Annotated in this window: 16 protein-coding genes; 13 read left to right on the forward strand and 3 right to left on the reverse strand. The window is 34.4% G+C overall.

Translation table 11 applies throughout. The annotated features are described in order from the left end of the window. Window positions 1–24 precede the first annotated feature (24 nt). Window positions 25–1,065: a cytochrome-c peroxidase gene (locus tag E0I61_RS07425; protein ID WP_132070421.1), complete on the forward strand. Its 1,041-nt coding sequence runs from the start codon at window positions 25–27 to the stop codon at window positions 1,063–1,065. A 159-nt stretch (window positions 1,066–1,224) separates the two neighbouring features. Then, a complete protein-coding gene (locus E0I61_RS07430) occupies window positions 1,225–2,184 on the forward strand; it encodes a transporter family protein (protein WP_131992093.1) in 960 nt (319 codons plus the stop codon). Window positions 2,185–2,245: 61 nt separating this feature from the next. Here the strand turns inward: E0I61_RS07430 and lysS are convergent, their stop codons facing one another. Next, a complete protein-coding gene (gene lysS / locus E0I61_RS07435) occupies window positions 2,246–3,955 on the reverse strand; it encodes a lysine--tRNA ligase (RefSeq protein WP_131992096.1) in 1,710 nt (569 codons plus the stop codon). Between the two features lie 205 nt (window positions 3,956–4,160). Here lysS and E0I61_RS07440 point away from each other — a divergent pair, with 205 nt between their 5' ends. Further along, window positions 4,161–4,892, forward strand: coding sequence for a hypothetical protein (locus tag E0I61_RS07440; protein WP_235832085.1), 732 nt, complete (start codon window positions 4,161–4,163; stop codon window positions 4,890–4,892). Between the two features lie 195 nt (window positions 4,893–5,087). Beyond that, window positions 5,088–5,786, forward strand: a complete 699-nt coding sequence (gene lipB / locus E0I61_RS07445) for a lipoyl(octanoyl) transferase LipB (protein WP_132070423.1) — start codon at window positions 5,088–5,090, stop codon at window positions 5,784–5,786. Between the two features lie 140 nt (window positions 5,787–5,926). Here lipB and E0I61_RS07450 read toward each other — a convergent pair whose 3' ends face one another. Further along, window positions 5,927–6,586, reverse strand: coding sequence for a ribonuclease HII (locus tag E0I61_RS07450; protein ID WP_132070425.1), 660 nt, complete (start codon window positions 6,584–6,586; stop codon window positions 5,927–5,929). A 197-nt stretch (window positions 6,587–6,783) separates the two neighbouring features. On the opposite strand from E0I61_RS07450, the gene E0I61_RS07455 reads away from it, so the two are divergent. From E0I61_RS07455 to E0I61_RS07495, 9 genes are all read left to right on the forward strand, one after another. After that, window positions 6,784–9,954 (forward strand): SusC/RagA family TonB-linked outer membrane protein, encoded by a 3,171-nt coding sequence (locus tag E0I61_RS07455; protein ID WP_132070427.1) that lies wholly within the window; start codon window positions 6,784–6,786, stop codon window positions 9,952–9,954. A gap of 14 nt (window positions 9,955–9,968) precedes the next feature. Continuing rightward, the gene (locus E0I61_RS07460; protein ID WP_132070429.1) at window positions 9,969–11,432 is read left to right on the forward strand and encodes a SusD/RagB family nutrient-binding outer membrane lipoprotein; all 1,464 of its coding nucleotides are present in this window, start codon (window positions 9,969–9,971) and stop codon (window positions 11,430–11,432) included. Between the two features lie 810 nt (window positions 11,433–12,242). Then, window positions 12,243–14,192 (forward strand): S8 family serine peptidase, encoded by a 1,950-nt coding sequence (locus tag E0I61_RS07465; protein ID WP_132070431.1) that lies wholly within the window; start codon window positions 12,243–12,245, stop codon window positions 14,190–14,192. A gap of 199 nt (window positions 14,193–14,391) precedes the next feature. Then, window positions 14,392–17,448, forward strand: coding sequence for a SusC/RagA family TonB-linked outer membrane protein (locus tag E0I61_RS07470; RefSeq protein ID WP_132070433.1), 3,057 nt, complete (start codon window positions 14,392–14,394; stop codon window positions 17,446–17,448). A gap of 12 nt (window positions 17,449–17,460) precedes the next feature. Beyond that, a complete protein-coding gene (locus E0I61_RS07475; protein ID WP_132070436.1) occupies window positions 17,461–18,942 on the forward strand; it encodes a RagB/SusD family nutrient uptake outer membrane protein in 1,482 nt (493 codons plus the stop codon). 15 nt (window positions 18,943–18,957) lie between these two features. Next, window positions 18,958–19,725: a hypothetical protein gene (locus tag E0I61_RS07480; RefSeq protein ID WP_132070438.1), complete on the forward strand. Its 768-nt coding sequence runs from the start codon at window positions 18,958–18,960 to the stop codon at window positions 19,723–19,725. A 301-nt stretch (window positions 19,726–20,026) separates the two neighbouring features. After that, a complete protein-coding gene (locus E0I61_RS07485; protein WP_132070440.1) occupies window positions 20,027–21,982 on the forward strand; it encodes a putative porin in 1,956 nt (651 codons plus the stop codon). A 207-nt stretch (window positions 21,983–22,189) separates the two neighbouring features. Further along, window positions 22,190–23,551 carry a pyridoxal-phosphate dependent enzyme gene (locus tag E0I61_RS07490; RefSeq protein ID WP_132070442.1) on the forward strand — a complete coding sequence of 454 codons (1,362 nt, stop codon included), beginning with the start codon at window positions 22,190–22,192 and terminating at the stop codon, window positions 23,549–23,551. A 265-nt stretch (window positions 23,552–23,816) separates the two neighbouring features. After that, a complete protein-coding gene (locus tag E0I61_RS07495; protein ID WP_131992120.1) occupies window positions 23,817–24,299 on the forward strand; it encodes a 3'-5' exonuclease in 483 nt (160 codons plus the stop codon). A 42-nt stretch (window positions 24,300–24,341) separates the two neighbouring features. Here E0I61_RS07495 and E0I61_RS07500 read toward each other — a convergent pair whose 3' ends face one another. Beyond that, a complete protein-coding gene (locus E0I61_RS07500; RefSeq protein WP_132070444.1) occupies window positions 24,342–26,015 on the reverse strand; it encodes a GLPGLI family protein in 1,674 nt (557 codons plus the stop codon). Window positions 26,016–26,099 lie beyond the last annotated feature (84 nt).

The following is a 26,099-nucleotide window of genomic DNA, read 5'->3' on the forward strand; positions in this document are numbered from 1 at the left end:
CCGCTTTTTATAAAAATATAAAAAATGAAAGCACAATATATACTGTTGCTCATTTTGCCGTTGCTGTGGTCTTGCTCTAATGATAATGCCGAGGAATATCAGAATCTTCCATTAGACTTTCAAGTGCCGTCTAATTTTCCGGTTTTGGCGTATGATTTAGCAAATAATCCACCAACAGAAAAAGGATTCGAACTCGGAAAAAAGCTTTTTTATGACGGGCGTTTGGCTTCGGATGGAATTGTTTCCTGTGGATTTTGTCACATTCAGGAAGACGCTTTTACGCATCATGGACACACTTTTAGTCATGGTGTTGATGACGCTATTGGAACACGAAACACGCCACCAATTCAGAATTTGGCTTATCAAACCACTTTTATGTATGATGGAGCAACAACACATTTAGATTTGCAGCCTATTATTCCGTTTACGAGTCCCATTGAAATGAATGGCGATTTTACCAAAGCCATCACTATGATGAAAGACGATCCAGCGTACCAAAAGCTATTTAAAAATGCTTTCACCGATGGACAAATTAATTCCGAAAACATGCTCAAAGCCTTGGGACAATTTATGGTTATGGTCACGTCCTCGAATTCCCGTTTTGACAAGTACCGCCGCAACGAATCTGGCGGAACCTTAACTAGGGATGAACAGGATGGATATGCAATTTTTAATCAAAAATGTGCCAGCTGTCACGCTACGGATTTGTTTACTGATAATTCTTTTAGAAATAACGGTTTGCAAGTGAATCCTGCTATCGATGATGTCGGTCGTTTTCGTGTAACTGAGCTACCTCAGGACAAGTACAAATTTAAAGTACCAAGTCTTAGAAACATAGAAAAAACGACGCCTTATATGCATGATGGACGACTATTTACGCTGGAAGCTGTCATGGAACATTACAATTCCGGAGTAGTGAATTCAGCTACTTTAGACCCAATTTTATATAAAAACGGGTCACTCGGCATTCCTTTAACAACAAATGAAAAAATAAAAATAATCGCTTTTCTAAAAACATTGACGGACACGCAATATCTAACGGATAAACGTTTTTCCGAATATTAATTTCCGAAGCTATTTCCTGCTGTACACTACAAGTCCTCGCGAAAAAAGCCGTTTTTCTAAGTTCTGAAAAGGGCTTCCTTTGGTCGCTTTTTCAGGACAAGGAAAACAAGCTTTTTCGCTCTGGGCTTTCCGTTTCCATCAGGGCTAAAAACAACAAATATGAAAAAATACGCACTACTATTTCTGCTGCTTTTTCAATTGGCAAACGCCACCGAAAAAGACAGTTTAAACACTGTTAATCCATTTGTAAAATACCATTCGTTTCTTGAAGAAGAGGATTTTTGTGATGCTTGCGGTTGCTCAGCCAGCGGTGGAAGCATGGGATTTACATCGATGTTAAATTCTAATTTTGTCGGGATACGGTATTTCAATCAACAGTACAAATCCATGGATGGTTTGTACAGCAATTCGCCTTGGTACAAGGAAAATTTCAACACCGTTCAGGCTTGGGGCAGAATTCCAGTTAGCGAGACTGTTCAGGTTTCGGCTTTAATTCCGTATCATTTTCATGAGAGAGAAACGGCAACAGGCAATAAAAGTATAAATGGAATTGGTGATATTACGGTTTTGGCGATGTATCGTTTGTATCAAACCCACAAAGACAGTACTTTTTTGGTGCATACGTTGCAATTAGGAGGTGGGATAAAAGCGCCAACGGGAAAATTTAACGAAGCTAATTCCGGAAGTATAAATCCAAGTTTTCAGGTAGGAACGGGAAGTTGGGATTATCTTTTGGCTACCGAATATGTCGTTAAAAGAAAGCAGTTTGGTTTGAATTTCATGCTAAATTATGTGATAAAAACCGAAAATCAAAAGAACTACCGTTTTGGAAATCAGTTGAATTATGCAGGAACTTTTTTCTATTTATACGAGAAAAATAGCTTTTCTATAGTTCCACAACTTGGTTTTGCGGGCGAAGTCTATGAAAGCAATTATCAGCACAATCAAAAATTGAAAAACACAAATGGAGATATTCTTTTCGGGAAAATTGGTTTAGAAGTAGGGAAGGAAAGACTTTCTTTTGGAGCCAATGCCATGTTACCTATCAATCAAAACCTTACGGGTGGCAATGTAGAAGCTAATTATCGTTGGAGTATCAATTTGAATTACAGTTTGTAAAATAGAAAAAGGAGTTTCGATTGAAACTCCTTTTTTTATAAATATATTTTATCGAATAAAATTATTCTTTCAGTCGACACGCTTTGCTATCGCCATTAACGACAACTTCAGTCAATCCTAAAGAAGATAAATTTTTCATGGCTTTGTCCCATTTTTTACCGCTCAATTCCGATTTTATTTTTAAAAGACCAAAATCCATTTGGTTTTCATTTCCTTGTAATAGCGAGACAATTAATTTCTCATCCTCTTCCAGTTCAATTTTAACTTGAGTTTTCTCTGGTCGCATTTGTGGGAACAACAATACTTCTTGAATAGAAGCATTATTTGTCAAATACATAATCAATCGGTCCATTCCAATTCCCATTCCAGATGTTGGAGGCATTCCGTATTCTAAAGCTCTCAAGAAATCCTCATCAATAGTTCCGGTAGCTTCATCATCTCCTTTTTCAGCCAATCTCATTTGGTCTTCAAAACGTTCTCTTTGGTCAATTGGGTCATTCAATTCAGAATAGGCGTTTGCAACTTCTTTACCGCAAATCATTAGCTCAAAACGCTCTGTCAATTCCGGGTTGTCACGGTGTTGTTTACAAAGCGGAGACATTTCTTTTGGATAATCCGTGATGTAAGTAGGCTGAATATAATTTCCTTCGCATTTAGCGCCAAAGATTTCATCAATCAGTTTTCCTTTCCCCATGGTTTTATCCACGTCAATTCCCATTCCTCTGGCAGCGTCAAATAACTCTGTTTCACTTTTTCCTGAAATATCAAATCCTGTAAAATGTTTGATGGAGTCCGTCATTGTAACGCGAGCATAAGGCGCTTTAAAATTGATGGTATGTTCCCCAAAAATTACTTCTGAACTTCCATTTACGGCAATTGCGCAATGTTCCAAAAGGTCTTCGGCAAATTTCATCATCCAGTTGTAGTCTTTGTAGGCTACATATATTTCCATGGCGGTAAATTCCGGGTTGTGTGTACGGTCCATCCCTTCATTACGGAAGTTTTTTGAAAACTCATAAACCCCTTCAAAACCACCAACAATTAATCTTTTTAAGTACAATTCGTTTGCAATACGCATATAAAGCGGGATGTCAAGCGAGTTGTGGTGCGTGATAAAAGGGCGCGCTGCAGCTCCACCGGGAATCGGTTGCAGGACAGGCGTTTCTACCTCTAAATATCCTTTATCGTTAAAGAAAGAACGCATCGCATTAAACAATTTAGTTCTTTTGATAAAGGTTTGTTTCACGTGATCGTTTACGGTCAAATCCACGTAACGACGACGGTATCTTTGTTCTGGATCAGCAAAAGCATCGTGTGTTTTTCCATCAGCATCCGTTTTTACTACTGGAAGTGGTTTTAAGGCTTTCGCCAAAACCGTCAATCCATAAACATGAACCGAGATTTCACCTACTTGCGTTTTAAAAACTGTTCCACGAACCCCAATAAAATCTCCAATGTCCAATAGTTTTTTGAAAACTACATTGTACATCGTTTTCTCCTCATCAGTCGAAATATCATCTCTAGAAACATATACTTGAATGCGTCCTTCAGCATCTTTCAATTCCGCAAATGAGGCCTTTCCCATGATACGTTTACCCATCAAACGACCTGCTAAGACAACCTCTTTTCCTTCGTATTTCTCGAAATCAGCAAGGATTTCGCTGGAATATGCTGTTGTGATAAATTCGGCTGCAGGATAAGGTTCGATGCCTAAATTGCGTAATTCTGTAAGTGCTTCTCTACGTAGAGTTTCTTGTTCGGATAATGCCATTTTATTCTGATTTTAAGAGCGCAAAGATACTGTATAAGTAGCAAAGTAGCAAAGTGCTAACCGTTTTTTGGAGCTATTTCCAGCTTTGCGCTACAATCTTTTTATTTTTAAAGTAAAAATAAAAAGGATTTTCACTGTACTCTGGGCTAGGGATTGTAGTTCTTAATTTACATTTGGTGAAAATCACGATTCAAAATTATAGAAATTGAAAAATAAAATTTACGCTTTGTTGTTTTTAGGATTACTCGCTACAAGTTGTCAAATCACCGAAACCATCCATTTAAATCAGGACGGAACGGGGAAAATAGAAACCGAATCACTTCGAGACGAACACAGTTATATGCAAGTAGCGGGTGAAAATTATTCGAAAGAAGAAAAATTCGAGGATACAACTTACGTTTTCAAGGATTTTATAACGAAATATTCGGAAACATTTTCAAAACTTCCAGCATTCGAAAAAGCTATTTTTCAAAAATATGCAACCGTTAACGTTCACATCAAGAAAAGTTCTTACGAGAAAGAATTTCGAACAACAATCAGTCAAAATTTTAATACAATAGAGGAAGTTGCGGATTTATACAAAACCGAAGAATATGCAGATGATATAGAAAATAATTATGCATTGGTTGCCGAAGAGCATTATTATTCAGTCAGCTACACTTTTGACGGAAGTCTTTTTAAAAGGACAGTGGAAATTACAGATGCAGTTGAGCTAAAAAAACAGCAGGATAAAATTGAAGGATACAAAACTCAAATTTCTAAATCTAAAATCACGCAGCTTTATGTTTTAAAGTATCATTTTCCCAGAAAAATAAAGACAGTGTCAAATACAAAAGCAAAAATTAGCGAAGACAGAAAATCATTGGAATTGCAATTTCTGTTATCTGATTGTTTACAAAATCCAGAACGCACGAATTTAGAAGTAATTTTGGAGTAACGATGTTAAATTTAAAGAATCGTTCTTCTTGTCCAGTCGAGCGCAGTCGTGACTCCTTTAATTAGTCTCGACTGCGCTCGACTGGACAAACGTGTAATTAGGAACAACTTCATAATTCATTCTTGAAAACTTTGTACCTTTGCGATTCAAAAATAAGGGGACGAAATAGGATTGCTTCGTTCCTCGCAATGACAAATGAATAAAACCATCCAACTTCAAGATTTAGGAACCAAAGATTACAAGGAAACTTGGGAATACCAAGAAGAATTGTTCAAGGGTATTGTTGATTTGAAAATTCGAAATCGCAGAGAAGAACTCGATTTAGAGACTCCAAATTACTTTCTTTTTGTGGAACATCCGCATGTTTATACTTTAGGGAAAAGTGGTGATCTGAGTAATTTACTGTTATCTGAAAAACAATTGGAAGCTAAAGGAGCGACTTTTTATAAAATCAACCGAGGTGGTGACATAACGTATCACGGACCGGGCCAAATTGTGGGTTATCCCATTATAGACTTAGAAAATTTCTTTACAGATATTCATAAATACTTGCGTTTTTTGGAAGAAGCCATCATTCTTACCCTTCAAGAATATGGAATCGTTTGCGGTAGAAGCGAAGGCGAAACTGGAGTTTGGTTGGGCGTAGGAACTCCATTTGCAAGAAAAATATGTGCTATGGGCGTTCGCGCTTCCCGTTGGGTAACCATGCATGGATTTGCTTTAAATGTAAATGCTGATTTGGGTTATTTTGATAATATCATTCCGTGTGGGATTCGCGGTAAAGCCGTAACTTCATTAAACGTCGAACTTGGCGTAGAAAAAGTAAACGAAGCGGAAGTGAAAGAAAAAATCCTAAAACATTTTGCAGATTTGTTTGAAGCTAAGTTTGATTGAAGATTTTAGATTAACGATTTTTGATTTCAGATCTGTGTCAGACTTATGAATTTCATTATTATTGAATATTTTAAAAAAAAAACAATTTTTAATGTAATCGATTTCCTTTCAATCTGAAATCAAAAATCGTTATTCCTCATTCAAAAATCAAAAGAATACTGTTCCGGTAACAATCGAAACGTCATTCGGTGGTATTTCGTCACGCCATATTTCCGTATCGCTTCTCTATGCTCTTTGGTAGGATAACCTTTGTTTTGTTTCCAATTGTACATTGGGAATTCCTCATGAATCCGGTTCATGTATTCATCTCTATGCGTTTTTGCTAATACAGAAGCGGCAGCAATACTCATAAATTTTGCATCTCCTTTTATGATACTGGCACTCGGAATCGAATTTAGGATTTCGATTTCAGCATCTGTAAAAATCTTTCCTCCTCGATTTTTAATTCCTCCTTTAGGAATTAAAGGACTATTTCCATCTACAATAATAGATTCAGGTCTTGGATCCAGTTTTAGAATACTTTCCTGCATTGCTTTTATAGAGGCATTCAGAATGTTTATTTCGTCAATTATCAAAGGTTCAAGATGTGTTACTGCAAACGTAACGGCTTGTTGTTCTATTAAAGGTTTTAATTTTTCTCTTGCTTTTTCAGATAACTGCTTGCTGTCATTTAATATATCATTTTGAAAATCAAATGGCAATATTACAGCAGCGGCAGTAACCGGTCCGGCAAGACAGCCTCGGCCGGCTTCGTCAGTTCCGGTTTCTAAATTTGGTATTAAAAAAAATAGGTTTAGCATTAAAAGTGATTTTGGTAAAAATATAGTTTTACACATAATTATTTCTATATAATTGTATTTAATAATTAAATTATTTAGGAATGTTTTTTCTTTTGGCGAAAATGTTAATAAATATAAAATATGTTTTTTGTTATTAATATTGTTTTTTAAGATTTTTTTAAGATTTTTGTCGAATAACTAATTCAAACAAATTTAATATGAGATTAAAATTCAAATGGATTTTTACGCTATTGTTAGCGTTATCTATGCAGTTTTCTTTTGCACAAGAGAAAACCGTTACTGGTGTTGTTTCGGATGCCGCTGGACCAGTTCCGGGGGCGAATATTGTGGTCAAAGGTACAAAAAACAGTACTCAAACTGGTTTTGACGGAAGATATTCTATCAAAGCCAAAGCGGGTGATGTTTTAGTGTTTTCTTTTATAGGTATGAAAGAGATTACAGCTAATGTTGGAACTTCTTCGACAGTTAGTGTAATTTTAGTTAGTGATTCACAGTCACTAAATGAGGTTGTGGTAACATCCTTTGGAATAAAAAGAGATAAAAAATCTCTGGGTTATTCTACACCAAAAATCCAAGCAAAAGAACTTACTGCCGCAAAAGCTACTAACGTAACCAATCAACTTGTAGGTAAAGTTGCTGGTGTACGCGTAACCGGATCAGGAGGAGCTTTTACGGGTTCTAGTATAATAATAAGAGGACTTACAACTTTTACCGGAAGTAACCAACCGTTGTATGTTGTGGATGGGGTGCCTATCGATAACAGTGGTGGAGGTGCTTCGTTACAAAGAGGTGCATCGCCATCAAATCGTGCTGTCGATATTAATCCTGAAGACATTGAAAGCGTAGTTGTTTTAAAAGATGCTGCTTCAACTGTTCTTTATGGATCTAGAGGTGCATCTGGTGTCATTGTAATTACTACTAAAAAAGGTAGAAAAGGAGAGAAATCATCAATTACTTTTGACTCAAGTTTTAACATAGGAAATGTAAATCGTTTACCGGATTATCAAAATGAATATGCGCAAGGTTTAAACGGTACGTTAACACCTGCTCAAATTGGTTCTGCTTTAGTGCCTAATAGATCAAATTCCGCAGGCCTTATGGTCGCATCTTCATGGGGGCCTAAGATTATGGGTCAAACAATTACAAACTCATATGGTCAACCTGAAGTATTGCAAGCTTATAAAAATAATGTTAAAGATTTTTTTAAAACTTCTTATAACGCTCAAAATAACTTAAGTTTTGCTGGAGGTTCTGAAAAGTCTAGTTTTAGACTTGCTATTGGAAATACAAAAGAAACGTATGTTATTGACAATAACAATTTATCTCGAACTAATCTAACTTTTTCAGGAAACACTCAAATGTCTGAAAAGTTGAACATAGGAGCTAATATTACCTACACCAATACAACTTCACAAAGAACTTTACAAGGAAACAACTTGTCTAACCCATTGTTTAGAGGATATTTTACTCCAAGATCCTATAATTTAAGTGGTTTGCCGTTTGAAAATGCACAAGGTCAGCAGTTGTATGCAGGTGGTGAGGACAACCCTTATTGGACTATTAAAAACAATCTGTACAATGATAAAGTAAATAGAATATTGGCTAATTTTAATGCTAAATACGATTTTGCTTCATGGTTGAGTGCTGACTTTAAAATCGGTACAGATTTCTATAATTTGAATAGTGCTGGTTTTGATGAGATTGGAAACAGAGGTGCTGGTTTTGTGCAAGGTTCAACTAATATTGGAGGTTTAATAGAGAGCGCTACAAACGTTCACAATTTGAACCAATATTTTACATTGAATGCCTCTAAAAAGTTCAATGATTTTACTTTGTCTGGATCACTTGGAAATGAGTTTAATAATAATTATAGCTTTGCTTCTCAAGTTACAGGTCTAAATTTAGTGATTCCTGGATTTGCCAATTTATCTAATGCTGTGACGTATGCTCCTGCTTCCTCTATTGTAAATACAAAATTGTTTGGAGTTTTTGCAGATGTTGTTCTAGAGTATAAAAATTTCTTGTCCGTAAATGTTAAGGCTAGAAATGACTGGTCCTCTACATTAGCTCCAGAGAACAATTCTATTTTCTATTCGGCAGTGTCAGGAAGTTTTGTTTTGACTGAGGCATTTCCTGCAATTAAGTTTGGCGATAAAATCAATTTAATAAAGTTTAGAGCAAGTGCAGGTGAAGTAGGAAAAGGTGCTCCTGCTTATGCAACGAATACTTACTTCGCTCAAGCTAATGCTTCTGATGGTTTTGGTCCACAAATTGTTTTCCCTTTCAATGGGAATGCTGGTTTTTCTCTTTCTAATACAGCTGGTAATGCAGATCTTACACCAGAGTTTACTAAAGAGATTGCTTTTGGAACTGAAATGGCATTTTTTAATAATCGATTAAATATTGATGCTACCTATTACGAACGTAATACTCGTAATGTAATTTTAAGTGTACCAGTATCAGCAGGATCAGGAGTTACAAACGTTTTGAAGAATGCAGGAAAGCTTTCTACAAAAGGGCTTGAAATTGCAATATCTGGAACACCAATCAAAACTCGAAATTTTTCATGGGATTTAGGAGCAAATTATACTCAGTATGTATCTACAGTTGATGAATTGGCTCCAGGTGTAACTAATATATTTTTAGGTGGCTTTACAACTCCTAATATTCGCTTAGTTGCAGGTGATGAATATGGTCAAATTTATGGTTCTAAATATCAGCGTAACGCTAATGGGCAAATGTTAATTAATCCTGCAACTGGTTTGCCATTGCAAACTACAAGCGTAGAGAAAATTGGAAATCCAAACCCTGATTTTACAATGGGTATTACCAATACTTTTACGTACAAAAACTTTAGTTTATATGTTTTGTTAGACATTCGTGAAGGAGGAGATCAATATTCAAGAAATATAGCTGACGTACAAAGAAATGGTGTGGCCGTAGAGACAGCTGAATTTCCTAGATTTGCAGCCGATAATGTTACTGCTAACACACCATATCTTTATGAAGGTGTTTATGCCTCAGGCGTAAATGCAGGTCAGCCGAACACCATACAGGTAAATGCTCAATCTTATTATGGTAATCAAGGGAAGTATATTGCTGCTGAAGGATTTATATATGACACCTCTTGGTTTAGAGTTAGAGAGATGTCCTTTTCATATAAACTAGGCTCTAGTTTATTAGCGAATACCGGAATTAAACAATTTGAGGTTGGAGTATTTGGAAGAAATTTATTCTTGCACGCACCTAATTATCCACATTTTGACCCAGAACAAAATGCTTTAGGGGTTAGTAACGCACAAGGTTTAGAATTTAACTCTTTACCAAATACAAGAACAATTGGATTTAATCTTAAAGTAGTACTTTAATAATAATTTTACATATGAAAAACATAAAAAATAAAATAGTATCAGTTCTATTCTTAGTTGCTTTCGTAGTGACTGGCTGTGAATTTGGTGATGTCAATGAGGATCCAAGCAGTGTAGTAGCTGCTCCAATTAATCAGCAGTTAACTTCATTGACCGTTAATGTTGGTTTTTTAGCTGGTAGCGATTTAAATCGATATTCTTCTTTGATAATGCAGCAGTATTCAGGACAAACTGTTGGTGCAACTACTCAGACTCAATTTTTCGAACAATTTCAGATTGTTGGTTCGGATTTAAACAATGTATGGTCTAGTATTTATGCTACTATCTTAAATGATGCGGAGAATATAATAGTTGAAGCAACGGCTTCAAATAGCCCGCACTATTCAGGTGTTGCCAAAATTTTAAAGGCATATACTTATCAAATTGCTGTAGATACTTGGGGTAGTATTCCTTATTCAGATACTCAAAAATTAGCTGCAAATGTTAAGCCTAAGTATGATTCGGATGAAAGTATTTATGCTGATTTAATTACTTTATTAGATCAAGGTATTGCTGAGGTAAATGCGCCAACTTCGGCAATTTCGCCAGGTACTAATAGTACAATATATCCAGGGGCATTTTCAACTACTAAGAACAACTGGATAAGATTTGCTAATACATTGAAATTAAGAATATTTTTACATTACAGTGAAAAAAATCCAGGTTTTGCTAAATCTAATATTGATGCATTAGTAAATTCTTCTGCTTCTTTTTTAGCAAGTAATTTGGATAATTTTCAGATGAATTTTGTTGATGCTGCTAATGCGAGAAACCCAATTGACCAATTTGAAACTAATAGACTTGGTAATTTAGTGGTTAATGCAAAATTGGTTAATATGATGAATTCTAAAACAGACCCAAGAAGACAATTTTATTTTACTCAATTACCTGCAGGTTCTGGTTTGTATGTTGGTGCTGTTGCTGGAGCGCCGGCAGGTCCAGGTAACTATTCTAAATTCCACACTTATCTAAGAGGATCACTTGCTGGTTCAGTGTATACTGGAGCGGCGCCTATTAGAATGTTGACCTTTGCTGAATATAACTTTATTAGAGCTGAGGCATCACTAAGGTTTAGTTCTCCTGGGAGTGCTCAAACATTTTTTCAAGATGGTATTCGGGCTTCAATGCTAAGTGCTGGTGTTGGTGTACTGGACATTAATACTTATTTAGCAACAAATGGTACATTAACAGGAACTGATGCTCAAAAACTTGAGCAAATAATAAACGAAAAATTTATCGCTAATTATGGTGTAACGTTAGAACCATGGTCAGATTTTCGTAGAACAGGGTATCCTGTTTTAACTTTACCGTCAAATGCAGTTGTACCATATTTTCCAAGATCACTTTTTTATCCTCAGTCTGAGCTTGATTTAAATCCTGAAAATGTTCAGCAAAAGGCAGGTATGAATGTGAAAGTTTTTTGGGATACCAGACTATAAAAAGGGGAACATTTTTTTAGTTCCAAAAATACATGCAGGATTAAAAAAAGAGTAAACAAGAATTATTAAATTAGGCTGTCTCAAATTAAATTTGAGACGGCCTAATTGTTTTAGATGATTTTCATTTGTTTTTTAATGAATTTTAAATACCATTCAATTCTGAGAGAGTTGATTTTGATAAATAGGCAAACCGAGTCTTTTAGGCCACTCTTTTTAAATATTTTCTGTGACTGCCAATAAATCAGCTTTTAATGCTATTGTTTGTTTACGCTTTAGCATGAAGCGTCGGAATCCTTTTTTTGCTTGATATTTGCGAAAAGTTGTTCTACTATGTGGTGAAACGGTTTTCGTTGTTCTATATTTTTTTCACTGTTCAGGAGTCGATGAGCTTTAAGTTTTTATGGCCAATACCGCAATTGGAATTGGACTCTAATCCAACTTTAAGAGCACAACAAAATCCTGGTTAATAAAATTAATATTTGTAGCGGATTGAATAAGATTGGTAAGTTGTTATAGTTAACAGCCTTGAACAGATGGTATAGATTAATTAATAATTATTTAAACAATTGGAAGATTTTTCTTTTATATGTTTTTTTATATATAATACTTTAGTTTTTTATTTAGCTTGATGTTTGCAATAGTTCTATACTTAATTAAATTAAAATGTATGTTTTATTATACTTTATGTGAAATACTTTATGAAAAAGTAATTTATTGAATTAATCAGATCATCTAGTATTATTCTTTAACATAAATAAGTTATTTTTTATTTTAATTTTGCAAGCAAGAAAATCCATTTAATTTCAAATCATGAAAAAAAATACTTTTAGAATATTATTGTTGTTTGCGCTGTTTTTTTCGGTTTTTTCATATTCACAAACTGACAAAGAAAAAAATGTTATTTTAAATCAGACCAATGTTTCAAATCTTAAAAAATTGAAAACGGAGTTTGGTAAAAAGCAAATCGAAAATTATGATCAAGCAATTGTTCTGGCGAAACTGAATGGATGGCCCGTTAAATTCACAAGTTCTGATGGGACTCATTCAGAAATAAAGGAAGTTACAGAAAATGGATTTCCGTTATATCGTGTTACCAGAAACGAAGGCTCCGCATTTACTTCTAGAGCAAATAAATTACGTCCCAATGGTGGATTAGGTTTAAATTTAACTGGTAACGGATTATTCGTTGGAGTCTGGGATCAAGATAATGCTCTTATTGAGCATGAGGATTTTGGGGGTAGAGCTTTTGTTTATGATAATAATACCAATCCCACTTCGTATCATTCAAGCCATGTAACAGGAACAATGATTAGTTCTGGTGCAAATTCAACTAATGGTTTAGGCAGAGGTATTGCTTATCAGGCTTATGCTTATGTGAGTAATTGGACTAGAGATTTAGAAGAAATGGCTGAATTGGCTACAAATAATGGTTTATTACTGTCTAATCATTCTTACGGAGTTCTTGCAACTAGCGCAAGTTTTCCTGAGTATATTTTTGGAGCTTACAGGAGTGATTCGAGAGACTTAGATAAAATAACTTTTGATGCGCCTTATTATCAACCAGTTATTGCGGCTGGGAATGATAGAAACAAAACGCCTAACATTAATGCCTCAAAAGAGGGCTATGATTTGCTAACCGATTTTAGCACTGCAAAAAATGCAATAGTAGTTGCTGCTGTTGAAGGTCTGGGAGTCAATGGTTATGTTAATTCAAGTAGTGTTGTCATGTCCAATTTTAGTAGTTGGGGACCAACAGATGATAATCGAATAAAGCCAGATATTTGTACAAAAGGCGTTAATGTATATTCAACAACCAATGCAGCAGGTAATAAGGGCTATGGAACTATATCTGGAACTTCTATGGCTGCTCCGGGTGTGACTGGAACTTTATTGTTATTACAAGAGCATTTTAGAAACATTACCGGAGGATTTATGCGTTCTGCAACATTAAGAGGATTAATGATTCATAGTGCAGATGAAGCAGGTGATACAGATGGACCAGATCCTAGATTTGGTTGGGGTTTAATTAATGCTGAAAAAGCAGCTTTACTGATTTCGAATGCATATCAGACAAATAATAAAGTTTTAATTCAGGAATTTGATTCTAGAACATCTCCTTTATTGCAAGGCGCAGTTTTTACTAAAGTTATCAAAGCTAAAGGTACGGAACCATTGGTTGCTAGTATTTCTTGGACAGACCGTTCAGGCATTGCCAATACTGGTACTGTTGACTTGATAACTCCGGTTTTGATTAATGATTTGGATATCAGAATTACAAAAAATACTGAAGTTTTTTTTCCATGGCGATTAAATGATATAAGAAATCAGCCTGCTATTAAAGCAGATAATAGTGTTGATAATATTGAAAAAATCGAAATTAATAATCCGACTACTGATCTCTATACAATTACGGTTAGTCATAAAGGAAATTTGATAAGTAATAGCCAAGATTTTTCTTTAATAGTTTCAGGTGTAGATGAAAGTACATTGTCAAATTATGAGTCTGATTTCGAATCATTAAATGTATGGCCTAATCCAATGAATGATTTTGTTAATATATCGGTTCAATCTGATCTTTCTGATGAAATGTATTTAGAGGTGTATGATGTTTTAGGAATTAGACAACTTTATAAAAAAATTGATCATTCAAATAATGGTTTTGTAAATTCAATAACAGTAGATTCTTTAGAAAAAGGACTTTATATTTTTAAAATTAAGCAAGGTAAAAAGCAATCAATTTGGAAAATATTAAAAAATTAACACTTAGAAAACTAAAATTTTTTCTTTTTAATAGATTTTTCCATTATAAAAATCGTTATAACCATTTACTGTGTCAAAAGTCTTGTTTTTAATAAAAATGACTGTTTTACCTAAATGTTGAGAATATTAACTATTAAATGTTTGTTAATTAATAATTAATTGATAGTTTTGTTTTTTAACTAACTCAAAAAAAATATTTATGAAATCAAAGTTTACTTGGATTCTGACGTTATGTTTAGCGTTTTTTATTCAGTTTTCCTTTGCGCAAGAGAAAACTGTTTCGGGTACTGTTACTTCTAAATCTGATCAGATGACTATGCCAGGGGTAAATGTCGTTGTTCAAGGTACAAGTCGTGGAGTACAAACCGATTTCAACGGAGAATTTTCTATCAAAGCTTCCGTTGGAGAAAGATTAGTTATTTCTATTGTCGGGTCAAAACCTGTTACTGTTGTAGTAGGTGCTCAAAATAGAATTAACGTTCAGCTTGAAGATGATACTACTGTATTGGAAAATGTTATTGTTGAAGGTTACAACGTAACAAAAACAAAAGCAAAGTCTAACGTTGCTTCGGTAACTGTTAGTTCTAAAACTATTGAGGGGAGACCTAATGCCTCTTTTATTCAAACCTTACAAGCACAAGTTTCTGGTTTGAATATTACATCAGGAACGGGACAACCTGGAGGGAATAGCCAAATTATTATTAGAGGTACAGGTTCTATCAACGGTAAAGTCGAGCCATTATTCGTTATTGATGGAATTCCTTTGAATTCTGATAACTTTAGAAGTATCAATCCAGATGATATTGAATCAGTTTCGGTTCTTAAAGATGCTGGTGCAACTTCTATCTATGGTAATAGAGGAGCAAATGGTGTAATCATTGTTAAAACTAAAAAAGGTAGTTTTGATTCAGCGTTAAGCGTTAAATATTCCTCAACTACAGGTTTTTCAACTTTGCAAAAAACTAAATACAACTTGATGAATTCTCAAGAATTACTTACTACTGAGAGAGCATATGGTAGAGGTAGAGGTTTTACTACTGGTCCTAATGGTGGTCCAATGACAGATGCTCAGATTGCTGCAGCACCAAATACAGACTGGAATGATTATTTTTTTAGAACTGGTGTAACTCAAAATCAAGTTTTGAGCTTATCTGCTGGTGGAAAAAATATGACTTCATTTACATCTCTTGGATATTTTGATCAACAAGGTATCTTGAAAGGATCTGATTTGAAAAGATTCAGTTTTAGAAGTAATATAAGTGGTAAATCTAACAATGAAAAATTAACTTATTCTACTACTACATCTATCAATTTTTCTAGAAGAAATGAAGCAAACGCTATTGGTACTGGTGGTGTAAATCAAAATTATGTATTAGGTGCTAATAATAGTGCGCCATACATTACACCTAGTGAATATAGTACATCTGCGCAACTTTTTGCAGATTATGGTACTCAAGGAGGGACTTTATTGTTAACTCCATTATTTCTTATTGATAAGTTAAAAACTTTTGAGAACAGAATAGATGAATTAAAAGGTTTGATCAATATTGAAGGTGGTTATAAAATTACTAAAGATTTAAGTATTGGTACATCTATAGCATTAGATTACACACAACAAAATTTATATACTTGGCAAAGTCCAGGAGCTTTTAATTCACTCCTTTTTGCTGGAGCTGCAACTGCACCTGAATTTGAAGACCAATTGTTTGAAAGAGATGCAGCTATAACTTCAAATACGCGTTTGAATTATAACCGTACTTTTAATGAAAAGCACACTGTAAATGCAGGTGCATATGTTGAATACATCAAAGCACACAGAAATGGTTTTAATTTTAGACAAAGAGGTTTAAATCCTAAAACTACTTCTCCTGGAGCTGGTACTGGATACATTTTAGATGGTCCAACTAACGATAGATTTGTACCTACTATAGGTGCTTTTAAACAAGAAACAGGTTTGTTCTCTTATTTTGGTACTGCTGATTATGATTATGACAGCAAATATGGTTTTGGCGCTACTGTTCGTAGAGATGCTTCTTCTAGATTTGCAGGGGACAATAGATGGGGTACTTTTTACTCATTAAGTGGTCGTTGGAATATAGACAAAGAAGCTTTCATGCAAGGTTCTGTAATTAATGCTCTTAAACTAAGAGGGTCTTATGGAACATCAGGGAATCAAGACGTTTTAAATGGAACATACTTAGCTTTAAATAATACAAGAGAGTTATATACTACTGGTGTTGGTTATAATGGAACTCAGTCTTTTATACTTTCTCAGTTAGCTGTGCCAGATTTACGTTGGGAAACAACTGCTCAAGCAAATATAGGTCTTGACTTTGAGGTTTTTAAAGGTAGATTGAGTGGTTCATTTGATGTGTATAGAAAGAAAACGACAGATTTGTTTATTCCAGTACCTTTGTCAGCGGTTAATGCAACAGGTACTATAAATGCTAATTTTGGAGCATTAGAAAATAAAGGAGTAGAAGCGACTTTGAATTATGACTTGATTAAAAGTGCAAGTGGTTTTAATCTAACTTTAAACTTTAATGGTGCTTATAATAAAAATACGATTCTTGATATTGCAGGTACAACAGGATTAATTGATAATGGAACTACCGTTATTCAAGAAGGCGTTACTATTGATGAATTTTTTCTTACAAGATATCAAGGGGTTAATCCAGCTAATGGTAATTTACTTTTCCTAAATGCTGCTGGAGAAGTTACAGAAAATCCTAATCCTACTGTTGATAGAGTGCTTACTGGTAAGTCTAGAATTCCCTTGTATCAAGGAGGATTTGGTTTTGATTCAAGCTATAAAGGTTTTTTCTTAACAACTAATTTTTCTTATGCTGCTAAAGTGTACAGAATTGATTTTGATTTACAAGGATTACAGAATCCTACAAACAATGTAGGAGTATTTAATGTTTCTGCTGACTTATTAAATGCTTGGACGGTTGATAATAGAGTTACTGATATTCCTGCGTTGAGAGCTGCTAATTATGCTGCGCAAAATAATTCTGACCGCTATTTAGTAGATGCTTCTTATGTTAGACTAAGATTTGCATCTTTTGGATATGATGTTCCTAAAAAACTACTAGACAAAACACCTTTCAAAACTGTGAAGGCATTTGTTCAAGGAGAAAACTTAGTTACATTCTCTAAGTGGAGAGGTTGGGATGCGGAAAGTCCACGTACTGCTGATCAATACCAATACCCTACTCCAAAAATCGTTTCTGTAGGATTACAATTAGAATTTTAATATAAAAAAGATATGAAAAAAATTAATTTTATTTTATTAGCATTGATCGTGTCATTTTTCTCTTCATGTGAAGATGCGATTGATATTATTCAGCCTGGTGAATTAGGTCCAGATGTTACTTTTCAGACCGTAGATGATTTGCAATTGGGTCTTAATGGGGTGTATGCTGCTGTTGCTGGTGAGAACGCTATAGCTTTTAGCACTGTTTTTACAGATGAAGTTGCTATTGGTTTTGCCAATGGAGGTCAAGGATTGAATGGTGGTGAATATGTTTTTAATCTAACAGCGGCCTCAGCTGATCCTGCAGCAATATGGTATTCTAATTATGCTTTAATAAATAGAGCGAATAGAGTTATCGCTGGAGCTGCGCTTGTTACTCCAACGGCTGCTAATGAAGCCGCATACAAAAACATATTGGCACAAGCACACATATTAAGAGCTTGGGGACATTTTGTATTGTTAAGTCATTTCACAACAAATATGGCTGACGATAGCGCACTTGGTGTGATTAAACTGGATTTTGTCCCGCTTGTTACTGACCAATTGCCAAGAAATACGAATGGTGAAGTTTTTGCATTAATCAATGAAGACTTGAATTTTGTTTCTTCATTGTCTACAAATGCGGCTAATACTTCACGTACTTTTGTTTCAACTGATTTTGTGAAAGCTTTCAGAGCCAGAATGGCAGCATACAGAGGTAAATATGCTGAAGTAACTGCTTTGGCAGATCAATTAATAGCTGCTTACCCTTTGACTCCGAGATCTGCTACTGTTGCTACAGAAGCTACATCTTTATATTTAAATATTTGGACTGACGTAGCTATACCTACAGCTACTCAGAATGAAGTTATTTTCAAATTGGAGCGTGTTCCAGGAAATAGATTGATAAATGCAACTTGGGCATCTGTTAATAGTACTGTAAATGGTTCTCCTTTTTATGAAATGAGTACTCGTTTATACAATTTACTTAATAATCCAAATGATATCAGAAGACGTGCTTTTTTAAGTCCTTCTTCAGATCCTGCTGGGAATAGAATTGTTATTGGTAAGTATCCTGGTTCAGGCGGGATTGTTCAATTAAATGACATTAAGATTTTTAGAACTCCAGAAATGTATTTCTTAAAAGCGGAAGCTCTTGCTGATGCTGGAAATTTTACAGGTGTTGCAGCTCAATTGCAAGCGGTTACTAACGCTAGATTTGTTGCGGGAACTGCTCCAGTTATAGCTACTCCTACTACCGCACAAGCGGCATTTGCAGAAATCTTGAAACAACGTAGAATAGAGTTGTGTTTTGAAGGACACAGATACTTAGATTTAAAACGTTTGGGTGTTAGAGCGGGTGTCTCTATTGATAGAGATCCAGCGGACTGTAGTATTTATAATGCTTGTACTATACCAAATACTGATTATAGATTTACAATGCCTATCCCTGTTGGTGAACTTAGTGCTAATACAGGTATTAAAGATCAACAAAACCCTGGTTATACTAACTAATTTAACTATAGTAATATGAAAAAATATTTATTAAAAATAATCGCAATTGCCCTTTTTATGGGGGTAATTGCAGGTTGTGAAAGCGAGAGTGTTGTATTTGATAATGTAAATGGCCAAGAAGGTGTTCAATTTACAACAAGAAGTTATAATATTACTGTTCCTGCTGAGGGAACAAAAGTAACTATACCAGTAAGCGTTACAACTATTTCTGATGTCGCTAGAACATTTCAAGCAGTAGCAGATGCAAAGTCTACTGGCGCAGCCGTTTCTTATGCAATAGGTGTTGCAAATATTCCTGCTGGATCTTATGAGGGAACTTTAGATGTTACTTTAAATACTAATTCTTTGCAAGATGGTATTGCATATGCACTGCTTGTAAAGTTAGTAGCGCCAGCTGGTGGTTCGGCTTTTAACAATGTTGCTACAATAAATTATAATAAAAAAGTTGTATGTAATAATGTGGTTCTAACTGTAACTACTGATCAATATGCAGAAGAAACTTCTTGGAAAATTAGAAATGCTGCTGGAGTAGTAGTTGCGTCAATACCTCCTGGAACCTATGGACCTGCTGGATCTGTAGCTAGTAGAGGAAAAGTTTATACGCATAATATTAATTTACCTAACGGAAAGTATACTCTCATCATGGAAGATGTTTATTGTGATGGACAAACTGATGGTGTTTATGAGGGTAGTTATAAATTAGACTGTTCAATTATTAAGCATGCGTCTGGTACTGGAGCCTTTGGATGTACAGAAGTAACAAATTTTGAAATAAACCCATAAAAATTTTTTCAAAAAAAATAGAAAGAGTGTTTTGTGACTAACAAAACACTCTTTTTTTTTGTTGATAAATAGCTGAAGTCATATAATTTATCGTTAACAACCGACAAAAATAATAAATGATTATAGAAATAACTTCTGCTCTTAAAGCATAAAGATTGTTTTGTTAACAGATTAATTTACCAACCCTTATTTTAATTAATTCAGTTTGAATTCATATTGGCATTTCTTTTTTTAATTATATCTCTTAATAATATATCTTTGCTTGATTATTTTTCCAATCGGTTAATTAGATTATTTGTCAATGAGAAAATTATTTTTATTCTATTTTATAGCAATTCCATTTATAGTACTTTCTCAAGAAAAAACAAGAAAGATTTTAGATTTTAATAGTAAGTACAATAGTTCTGATTCTATTAAAAAGAAAAATGAAAAAATTGCCACTATTGACATGTATCGTTTTATCACTATAGATAACGATACAACTTACATTGATACCTCTCTTACAATTCAAAAAGAATACAGTCACAATTATTTACGAAAAGATATTTTTGGACTTTTACCTTATGCAAATGATGGACAAACCTACAATACGTTGCAGTATAGTTTGACCGATTTTTCACCTTATCCAGAATTTGGTTTTAAAGCAAAACATTTCAATTTTTTAGAGGCTAATCAAATAAAATACAGTTCTGTAGCTACTCCTGTAACCGAATTATATTTTAAAACTACTGTTGGAAAAGGACAATCTGTAGATGCATTTATAACCTTGAATACTTCTGAGAATCTTAATTTTTCTATTGCATACAAAGGGTTGCGTTCTGAAGGAGAATATATTAATCAGTTATCCAGTACAGGTAATTTTAGATTTACTACAAATTATAATACCAAAAGTAAGCGCTATTTTGCTAAAGCACATTATACTTTTCAAGATATTCTGAATGAGGAAAATGGAGGGATAACAACAATAGAAGATTTTGAAAGTGAAGATCCCAACTATAATAATCGCCAAAGATTTGAAGTTTATTTTTCAGACGCGAAGTCATTTCTAAAAGGAAAAAGAATATTTCTGGATCATAATTTTAGAATAAATTCAGAAAAGGGTGATAATAACCTGTATTTAACCCATCAGTTCAATTATGAAAATAAATTTTTTGAATACAACCAGGCTACTGTTCCATCAACTGTAGGAGGGACAGTTGTATATAGATTTGGTGAATCTTTTAAAAATAGTGGGATAAATGATCAAACCCGTTATAACAAAATGTACAATAGAGTAGGGCTGGTTTATGAGAATACCACTTTAGGAAAATTTCAATTTTTTGCGGATGATTTTAGATCGAATTATCATTACAATCAGATATTAATTTTTGATGATAAAACAATTCCTAGCTCATTCAGTCAGGAAATTAATAGTGTTGGTGGTCAATATGAATACCGACAAAATAAATGGAATGGTAAATTTTTATACTCAAGAGCTGTAACGGCACAATCGTTATCAAATCTGGATGCTAAATTAGAATATGATCTTAATGATGAAACACAATTCTCATTTCGATACCAAAACATAAACAAACTGCCAAATAATAATTATAATTTGCATCAGAGTAGCTATGTGCAATACAACTGGTCAAATGATTTTAAGAACGAAAAAATAAATTCAATTAGTGCTAATGCGATTACTCCATGGGTTGATGCGGAACTACAATTTTCGGTTTTAAAAGATCATCTGTATTTTAATAATGTGTCAAATTCTGAACAAACACTGGCAAAAACACAAATAGTGGCGCCGTCACAGTATGATGGGACAATAAATTACTTGTCTGTAAAAGTAAGTAGAGAATTAAAATTCGGAAAATTTGCTTTAGATAACACCATTCTATATCAAAAAGTGGGTCAACAAGATGCAATTTTAAATGTTCCGGAAATTGTCACAAGAAACACATTTTATTATTCCAATTATTTATTCAAACGTGCTTTGTTTTTTCAAACAGGAATAGTGCTAAATTATTTTACGAGCTATTATGCAAACGATTATAATCCGGTTATTGGAGAGTTTTTTGTGCAAAACGAAAAACAAATTGGAAACCATCCAAATTTTGATTTTTTTATAAACGCAAAAATCCAAAGAACTCGAATTTATTTCAAAGCAGAGCATTTTAACTCTTCTCTTACGGGTAATAATTTTTATGCTTCACCCAATAACCCTTCACGTGATTTCACGATTCGATTCGGATTAATTTGGAACTTCTTTAATTAATTCGCGACAAATAATATAGTCTTTCAATGCTCTTTTCTTGGGCGTTTTATCGTGCTATCCGCTATATCTTTACTCGCTTAAAGGAAGCAAGTAAAGGATGCCGCTTTTATCACGAACGCAAAATTCCGTAAACAAGAATGTTTTATAACAAAATACTATCTTTGTACCAGTATTTACAACAAATTACAATCTTAAATTTATAATAAAATGCGCTACGCAGAAAATATATTAGGCACAATAGGCAATACACCATTAGTAAAACTGAATAAAGTAGTTGCCGGTATTGATGCTTTGGTATTGGCCAAAGTAGAAACTTTTAATCCAGGAAATTCTGTAAAGGATAGAATGGCAGTAAAAATGATTGAAGATGCCGAAGCTGATGGAAGATTAAAACCGGGCGGAACCATTATTGAAGGAACTTCAGGTAATACAGGAATGGGATTGGCATTGGTAGCCATCATAAAAGGCTACAAGCTGATTTGTGTGATTTCAGATAAACAGTCCAAAGAAAAGATGGACATCCTTCGTGCAGTAGGTGCTAAAGTGGTAGTTTGTCCTACTGATGTAGAGCCTACAGATCCACGATCGTATTATTCAGTTTCCAAAAGATTAGCGGAAGAAACATCTAATTCCTGGTATGTGAATCAATACGATAATCCTTCAAATGCGATTGCACATTACGAGCAAACGGGTCCAGAAATTTGGGAGCAAACGGGAGGTAAAATTACACATTTTGTTTCTGGAGTTGGTACTGGAGGAACAATTTCAGGAGTTGGGAAATATTTGAAAGAGAAAAATCCGAATATTAAAATCTGGGGAATTGATACCTATGGTTCTGTGTTTAAAAAATACCATGAAACAGGTATTTTCGATGAAAATGAAATCTATTCCTATATCACTGAAGGAATCGGTGAAGACATATTGCCAAAAAATGTTGATTTCTCTTTAATAGATGGATTCACAAAAGTAACTGATAAAGACGCCGCCGTTTATACCCGTAAAATAGCACTTGAAGAAGGAATATTTGTTGGGAATTCAGCAGGTGCAGCCGTAAAAGGATTGTTGCAACTCAAAGAGCATTTTAAACCGGAAGATGTTGTTGTGGTATTATTTCACGATTCTGGAAGTCGTTATGTAGGTAAAATGTACAATGACGATTGGATGCGCGAACGCGGTTTTCTGGACGAAGAAATTACAAAAGCAGAAGACGTTATCAAAGACCATATCGATAAACCATTGATTGTAGTTCGTACGGAAGAATTAGTTTCACACGCTATCGAAAGAATGCGTAAATACAAAATTTCTCAAATTCCGGTTATTGATGTTACGGGATTCGTTGGTTCTGTTGATGAAAGTGACTTGTTCCAAAGTTATGTGCATGACAAAAATTCAGCAGAAAGACCTATTAGAGAAATCATGGGGCAACCCTATCCGATTGTGAAATTAGGTACGCCAATAGAAAAAGTTTCTAAATTATTTACCAAAGAAAATGAAGCGGTACTCATTGATTTAGGAAATGGGAGACACCACATTATTACCAAATATGATATTATTGGGTCGATAAAGTAAGATTTAAGTACAAATTTATTTTTATACTATATACTCCTGCAAGGTTTTTTTTAACCTTGTAGGTTTTTTAGATTAAGTACTTTGATTTTGCAAAACTTGAGGAATCTGTAATTGCTCTTCATCAGTGCAGAAGTAAAAGTTTTAGAACCCAAAAGTTTACAAGAAGAAATGAAAAGAAAGTTGTTGAATGCTTTGAACTTGTATAATTGATAGTATTTTTGTAAATCTGAAATCAAAAATCGTTAATCCTAAATCTAAAATCAAATTGACCTTCACCGCTATAGATTTTGAAACCGCAACCGCATTCCATCCATGTTCTGTGGGAATTGTTACCGTAGAAAACGGAATAATTGTAGATGAATTTGTTAGTTTAATCAAGCCTCCAAATAATTTATATTCTCCCTTTACCATTCAAGTACATGGGATATATCCACGAGATACGGTTCATGCAAAATCATTTGCACAAGTGTATCCTGAAATACAAAAACGCCTTCAAAATAGAGTAATTGTGGCTCATAATGAGAGTTTTGATAGAAATGTTCTGGCCAAATCAATGGCGCTTTATGGTTTGGATTATGCTGATCTGAATATCGCTTCGCGTTGGGAATGTACCGTTAAAATTTACAAATCCAAAGGATTAAAACCAACAAAATTAAGTGATTGTTGCCGAGAAATGAATATTAAACTAAACCACCACGAAGCATTATCTGATGCTCGGGCTTGTGCCAAATTGTATTTGTTGAGATAAATTAGCTGTTTCTTTATTTGGTACAAATCCGAATATCATTATTTATTCTCCGATTAAACAGCCAGAGACATTCCAAGAGCTAAAGCTGGTTCCTTCTGATTGACCTTGAGGGATTTTTATTTGTATCGTATGTTTTCCGGGTGAAAGATTTCCTAAATCAATATAAATTGGATTAGTTACTGTTCCAGGACACCAGTTGGAACGACTTAAATCGGATGAGGATAATCCGTCGCTGAAATTTCCCGATGCGGGATTACTCAATCGATAAGAACCACAATCTGTTCGCCAAGGTGTGAAAGCAAAAACTTCTTTAGAGTCAACTAGAATGGTGTTTTTCTTGGGAACAAACTCATCCCCATTTCCCCAGCCTCCGTGACCGGTGGTGATGTATCGCAATTTGAAATTTTTGTACCTTTCAGGAACTTCAAAAGTCACTTCCAATCCTTTTTCGTTGTTAAACATGGTTGCGTATTGCTGACCAGCCATTTCCATGACATTATTAGTATTGAAAACTGGCAATAACCACATGTTTTGTTTGTTATCTTCTCCGGGATGAATGGTAATATTCAGGCTGGCTTTGTGTCCGCCTTTGTCGTAATTACCAATGTTCATACCAATCCAAACTTCTTGATTGCTCAAAGCAGGAAGCATTTCAGAAATATCCTGACGGTAAGAAACGCTGTCTTGCCAGACTTTGTTTTTCAGTTGAAGAGTGTTGAATTGCTTTACGCCAAAAGGAGTAAAAAAACGCATCAATTCTAGTAGCGGAGCATAATTTTGAGTTCGAACCACACCTTGGTATTTTTCGCCATTTCCATTTTCGTAAACAGGCAATTCTTTGGCTCCATTTTTCAAACCATCAAGAAACGAAATGTTTTTGTCCGTAGGAATTAAAAAAACGGAACCGGTTCTGTCATAAGCATCACCATTGGATTGTTCCGTTAAATCGACAAAAATGCGATTTCCTTTTTTGATTTCCGGGATTTTTACTTTTTTAAGAATTATGGTTCCATTAGCAAATCGCAAGATGCTGTCATTGGATTTGGATGCATCCGAAAAGTTGATAATTTCTTTTTCGAAAACAGCAATATTGGTAAAACGACTTTTCCAGATTAAATCCTTATAGGTTAATTGGTCTACCGTTTTAGGCAAAGGATTTGGCAATGCCAGGAGAGCTGGAACAGACTTTAATTGTTCTATTTTGGTGGCTGTAACTTTAAAATTTCCGTTGCGGACCATTTCAAGAACCAAACCCAAATCATGTCCCAAGACAGTTGGGGCGCCTTTTATATTCAATTCATTGGTGTACCATAATTCAATCGAGTTAGAATTTACCGTAGTTTTGGCTTTCTTGCAGGTGTAACCCAGTATTTTTTTGGTGTCATCCGTAAGTACAAAAGTTTGTTTTCCTAAAGCCAAACTGTCAATGTTTAGTATCGACTTTCCGTTTTTAAATTGTGCGAATTGTGAAATGGATTTTGCTTGAGAATCCACTAAAAATTGTTCAATAGGGAAATTGGTTTTTTTTAAGGTTATTTTCTCCGAAGTGATTAAACTGGTTTTGCCGGAAGCAAAAGCGAAAATCGGGTCTTGGTTTTCAATAAGTTTACCGTTTGAACTTTTGAGATAGGTTACTTTTATTGATTTGACATTTTTTTGGGCTAGAGTTGAAAAGACAAAACAGAAAACAAATAATAAAATGAAGTGGTTTTTCATAGTAATGGGAGTTAAAAGAGCAAATATAAAAAAATTAGGTTAGGATTTATTTGAGGTTATTTTTTTTCAGGCTATCTCGATGTA

The organism is Flavobacterium ranwuense (assembly GCF_004349315.1).
Lineage (GTDB): Bacteria > Bacteroidota > Bacteroidia > Flavobacteriales > Flavobacteriaceae > Flavobacterium > Flavobacterium ranwuense.

Coding starts and splice junctions, on each gene's coding strand:
- lysS (WP_131992096.1), bottom strand. CDS start 3,955: ATGGCATTATCCGAACAAGAAACTCTACGTAGAGAAGCACTTACAGAA.
- E0I61_RS07470 (WP_132070433.1), top strand. CDS start 14,392: ATGAAATCAAAGTTTACTTGGATTCTGACGTTATGTTTAGCGTTTTTT.
- E0I61_RS07490 (WP_132070442.1), top strand. CDS start 22,190: ATGCGCTACGCAGAAAATATATTAGGCACAATAGGCAATACACCATTA.
- E0I61_RS07475 (WP_132070436.1), top strand. CDS start 17,461: ATGAAAAAAATTAATTTTATTTTATTAGCATTGATCGTGTCATTTTTC.
- E0I61_RS07425 (WP_132070421.1), top strand. CDS start 25: ATGAAAGCACAATATATACTGTTGCTCATTTTGCCGTTGCTGTGGTCT.
- E0I61_RS07485 (WP_132070440.1), top strand. CDS start 20,027: ATGAGAAAATTATTTTTATTCTATTTTATAGCAATTCCATTTATAGTA.
- E0I61_RS07480 (WP_132070438.1), top strand. CDS start 18,958: ATGAAAAAATATTTATTAAAAATAATCGCAATTGCCCTTTTTATGGGG.
- E0I61_RS07460 (WP_132070429.1), top strand. CDS start 9,969: ATGAAAAACATAAAAAATAAAATAGTATCAGTTCTATTCTTAGTTGCT.
- E0I61_RS07430 (WP_131992093.1), top strand. CDS start 1,225: ATGAAAAAATACGCACTACTATTTCTGCTGCTTTTTCAATTGGCAAAC.
- E0I61_RS07500 (WP_132070444.1), bottom strand. CDS start 26,015: ATGAAAAACCACTTCATTTTATTATTTGTTTTCTGTTTTGTCTTTTCA.
- lipB (WP_132070423.1), top strand. CDS start 5,088: ATGAATAAAACCATCCAACTTCAAGATTTAGGAACCAAAGATTACAAG.
- E0I61_RS07455 (WP_132070427.1), top strand. CDS start 6,784: ATGAGATTAAAATTCAAATGGATTTTTACGCTATTGTTAGCGTTATCT.
- E0I61_RS07465 (WP_132070431.1), top strand. CDS start 12,243: ATGAAAAAAAATACTTTTAGAATATTATTGTTGTTTGCGCTGTTTTTT.
- E0I61_RS07450 (WP_132070425.1), bottom strand. CDS start 6,586: ATGCTAAACCTATTTTTTTTAATACCAAATTTAGAAACCGGAACTGAC.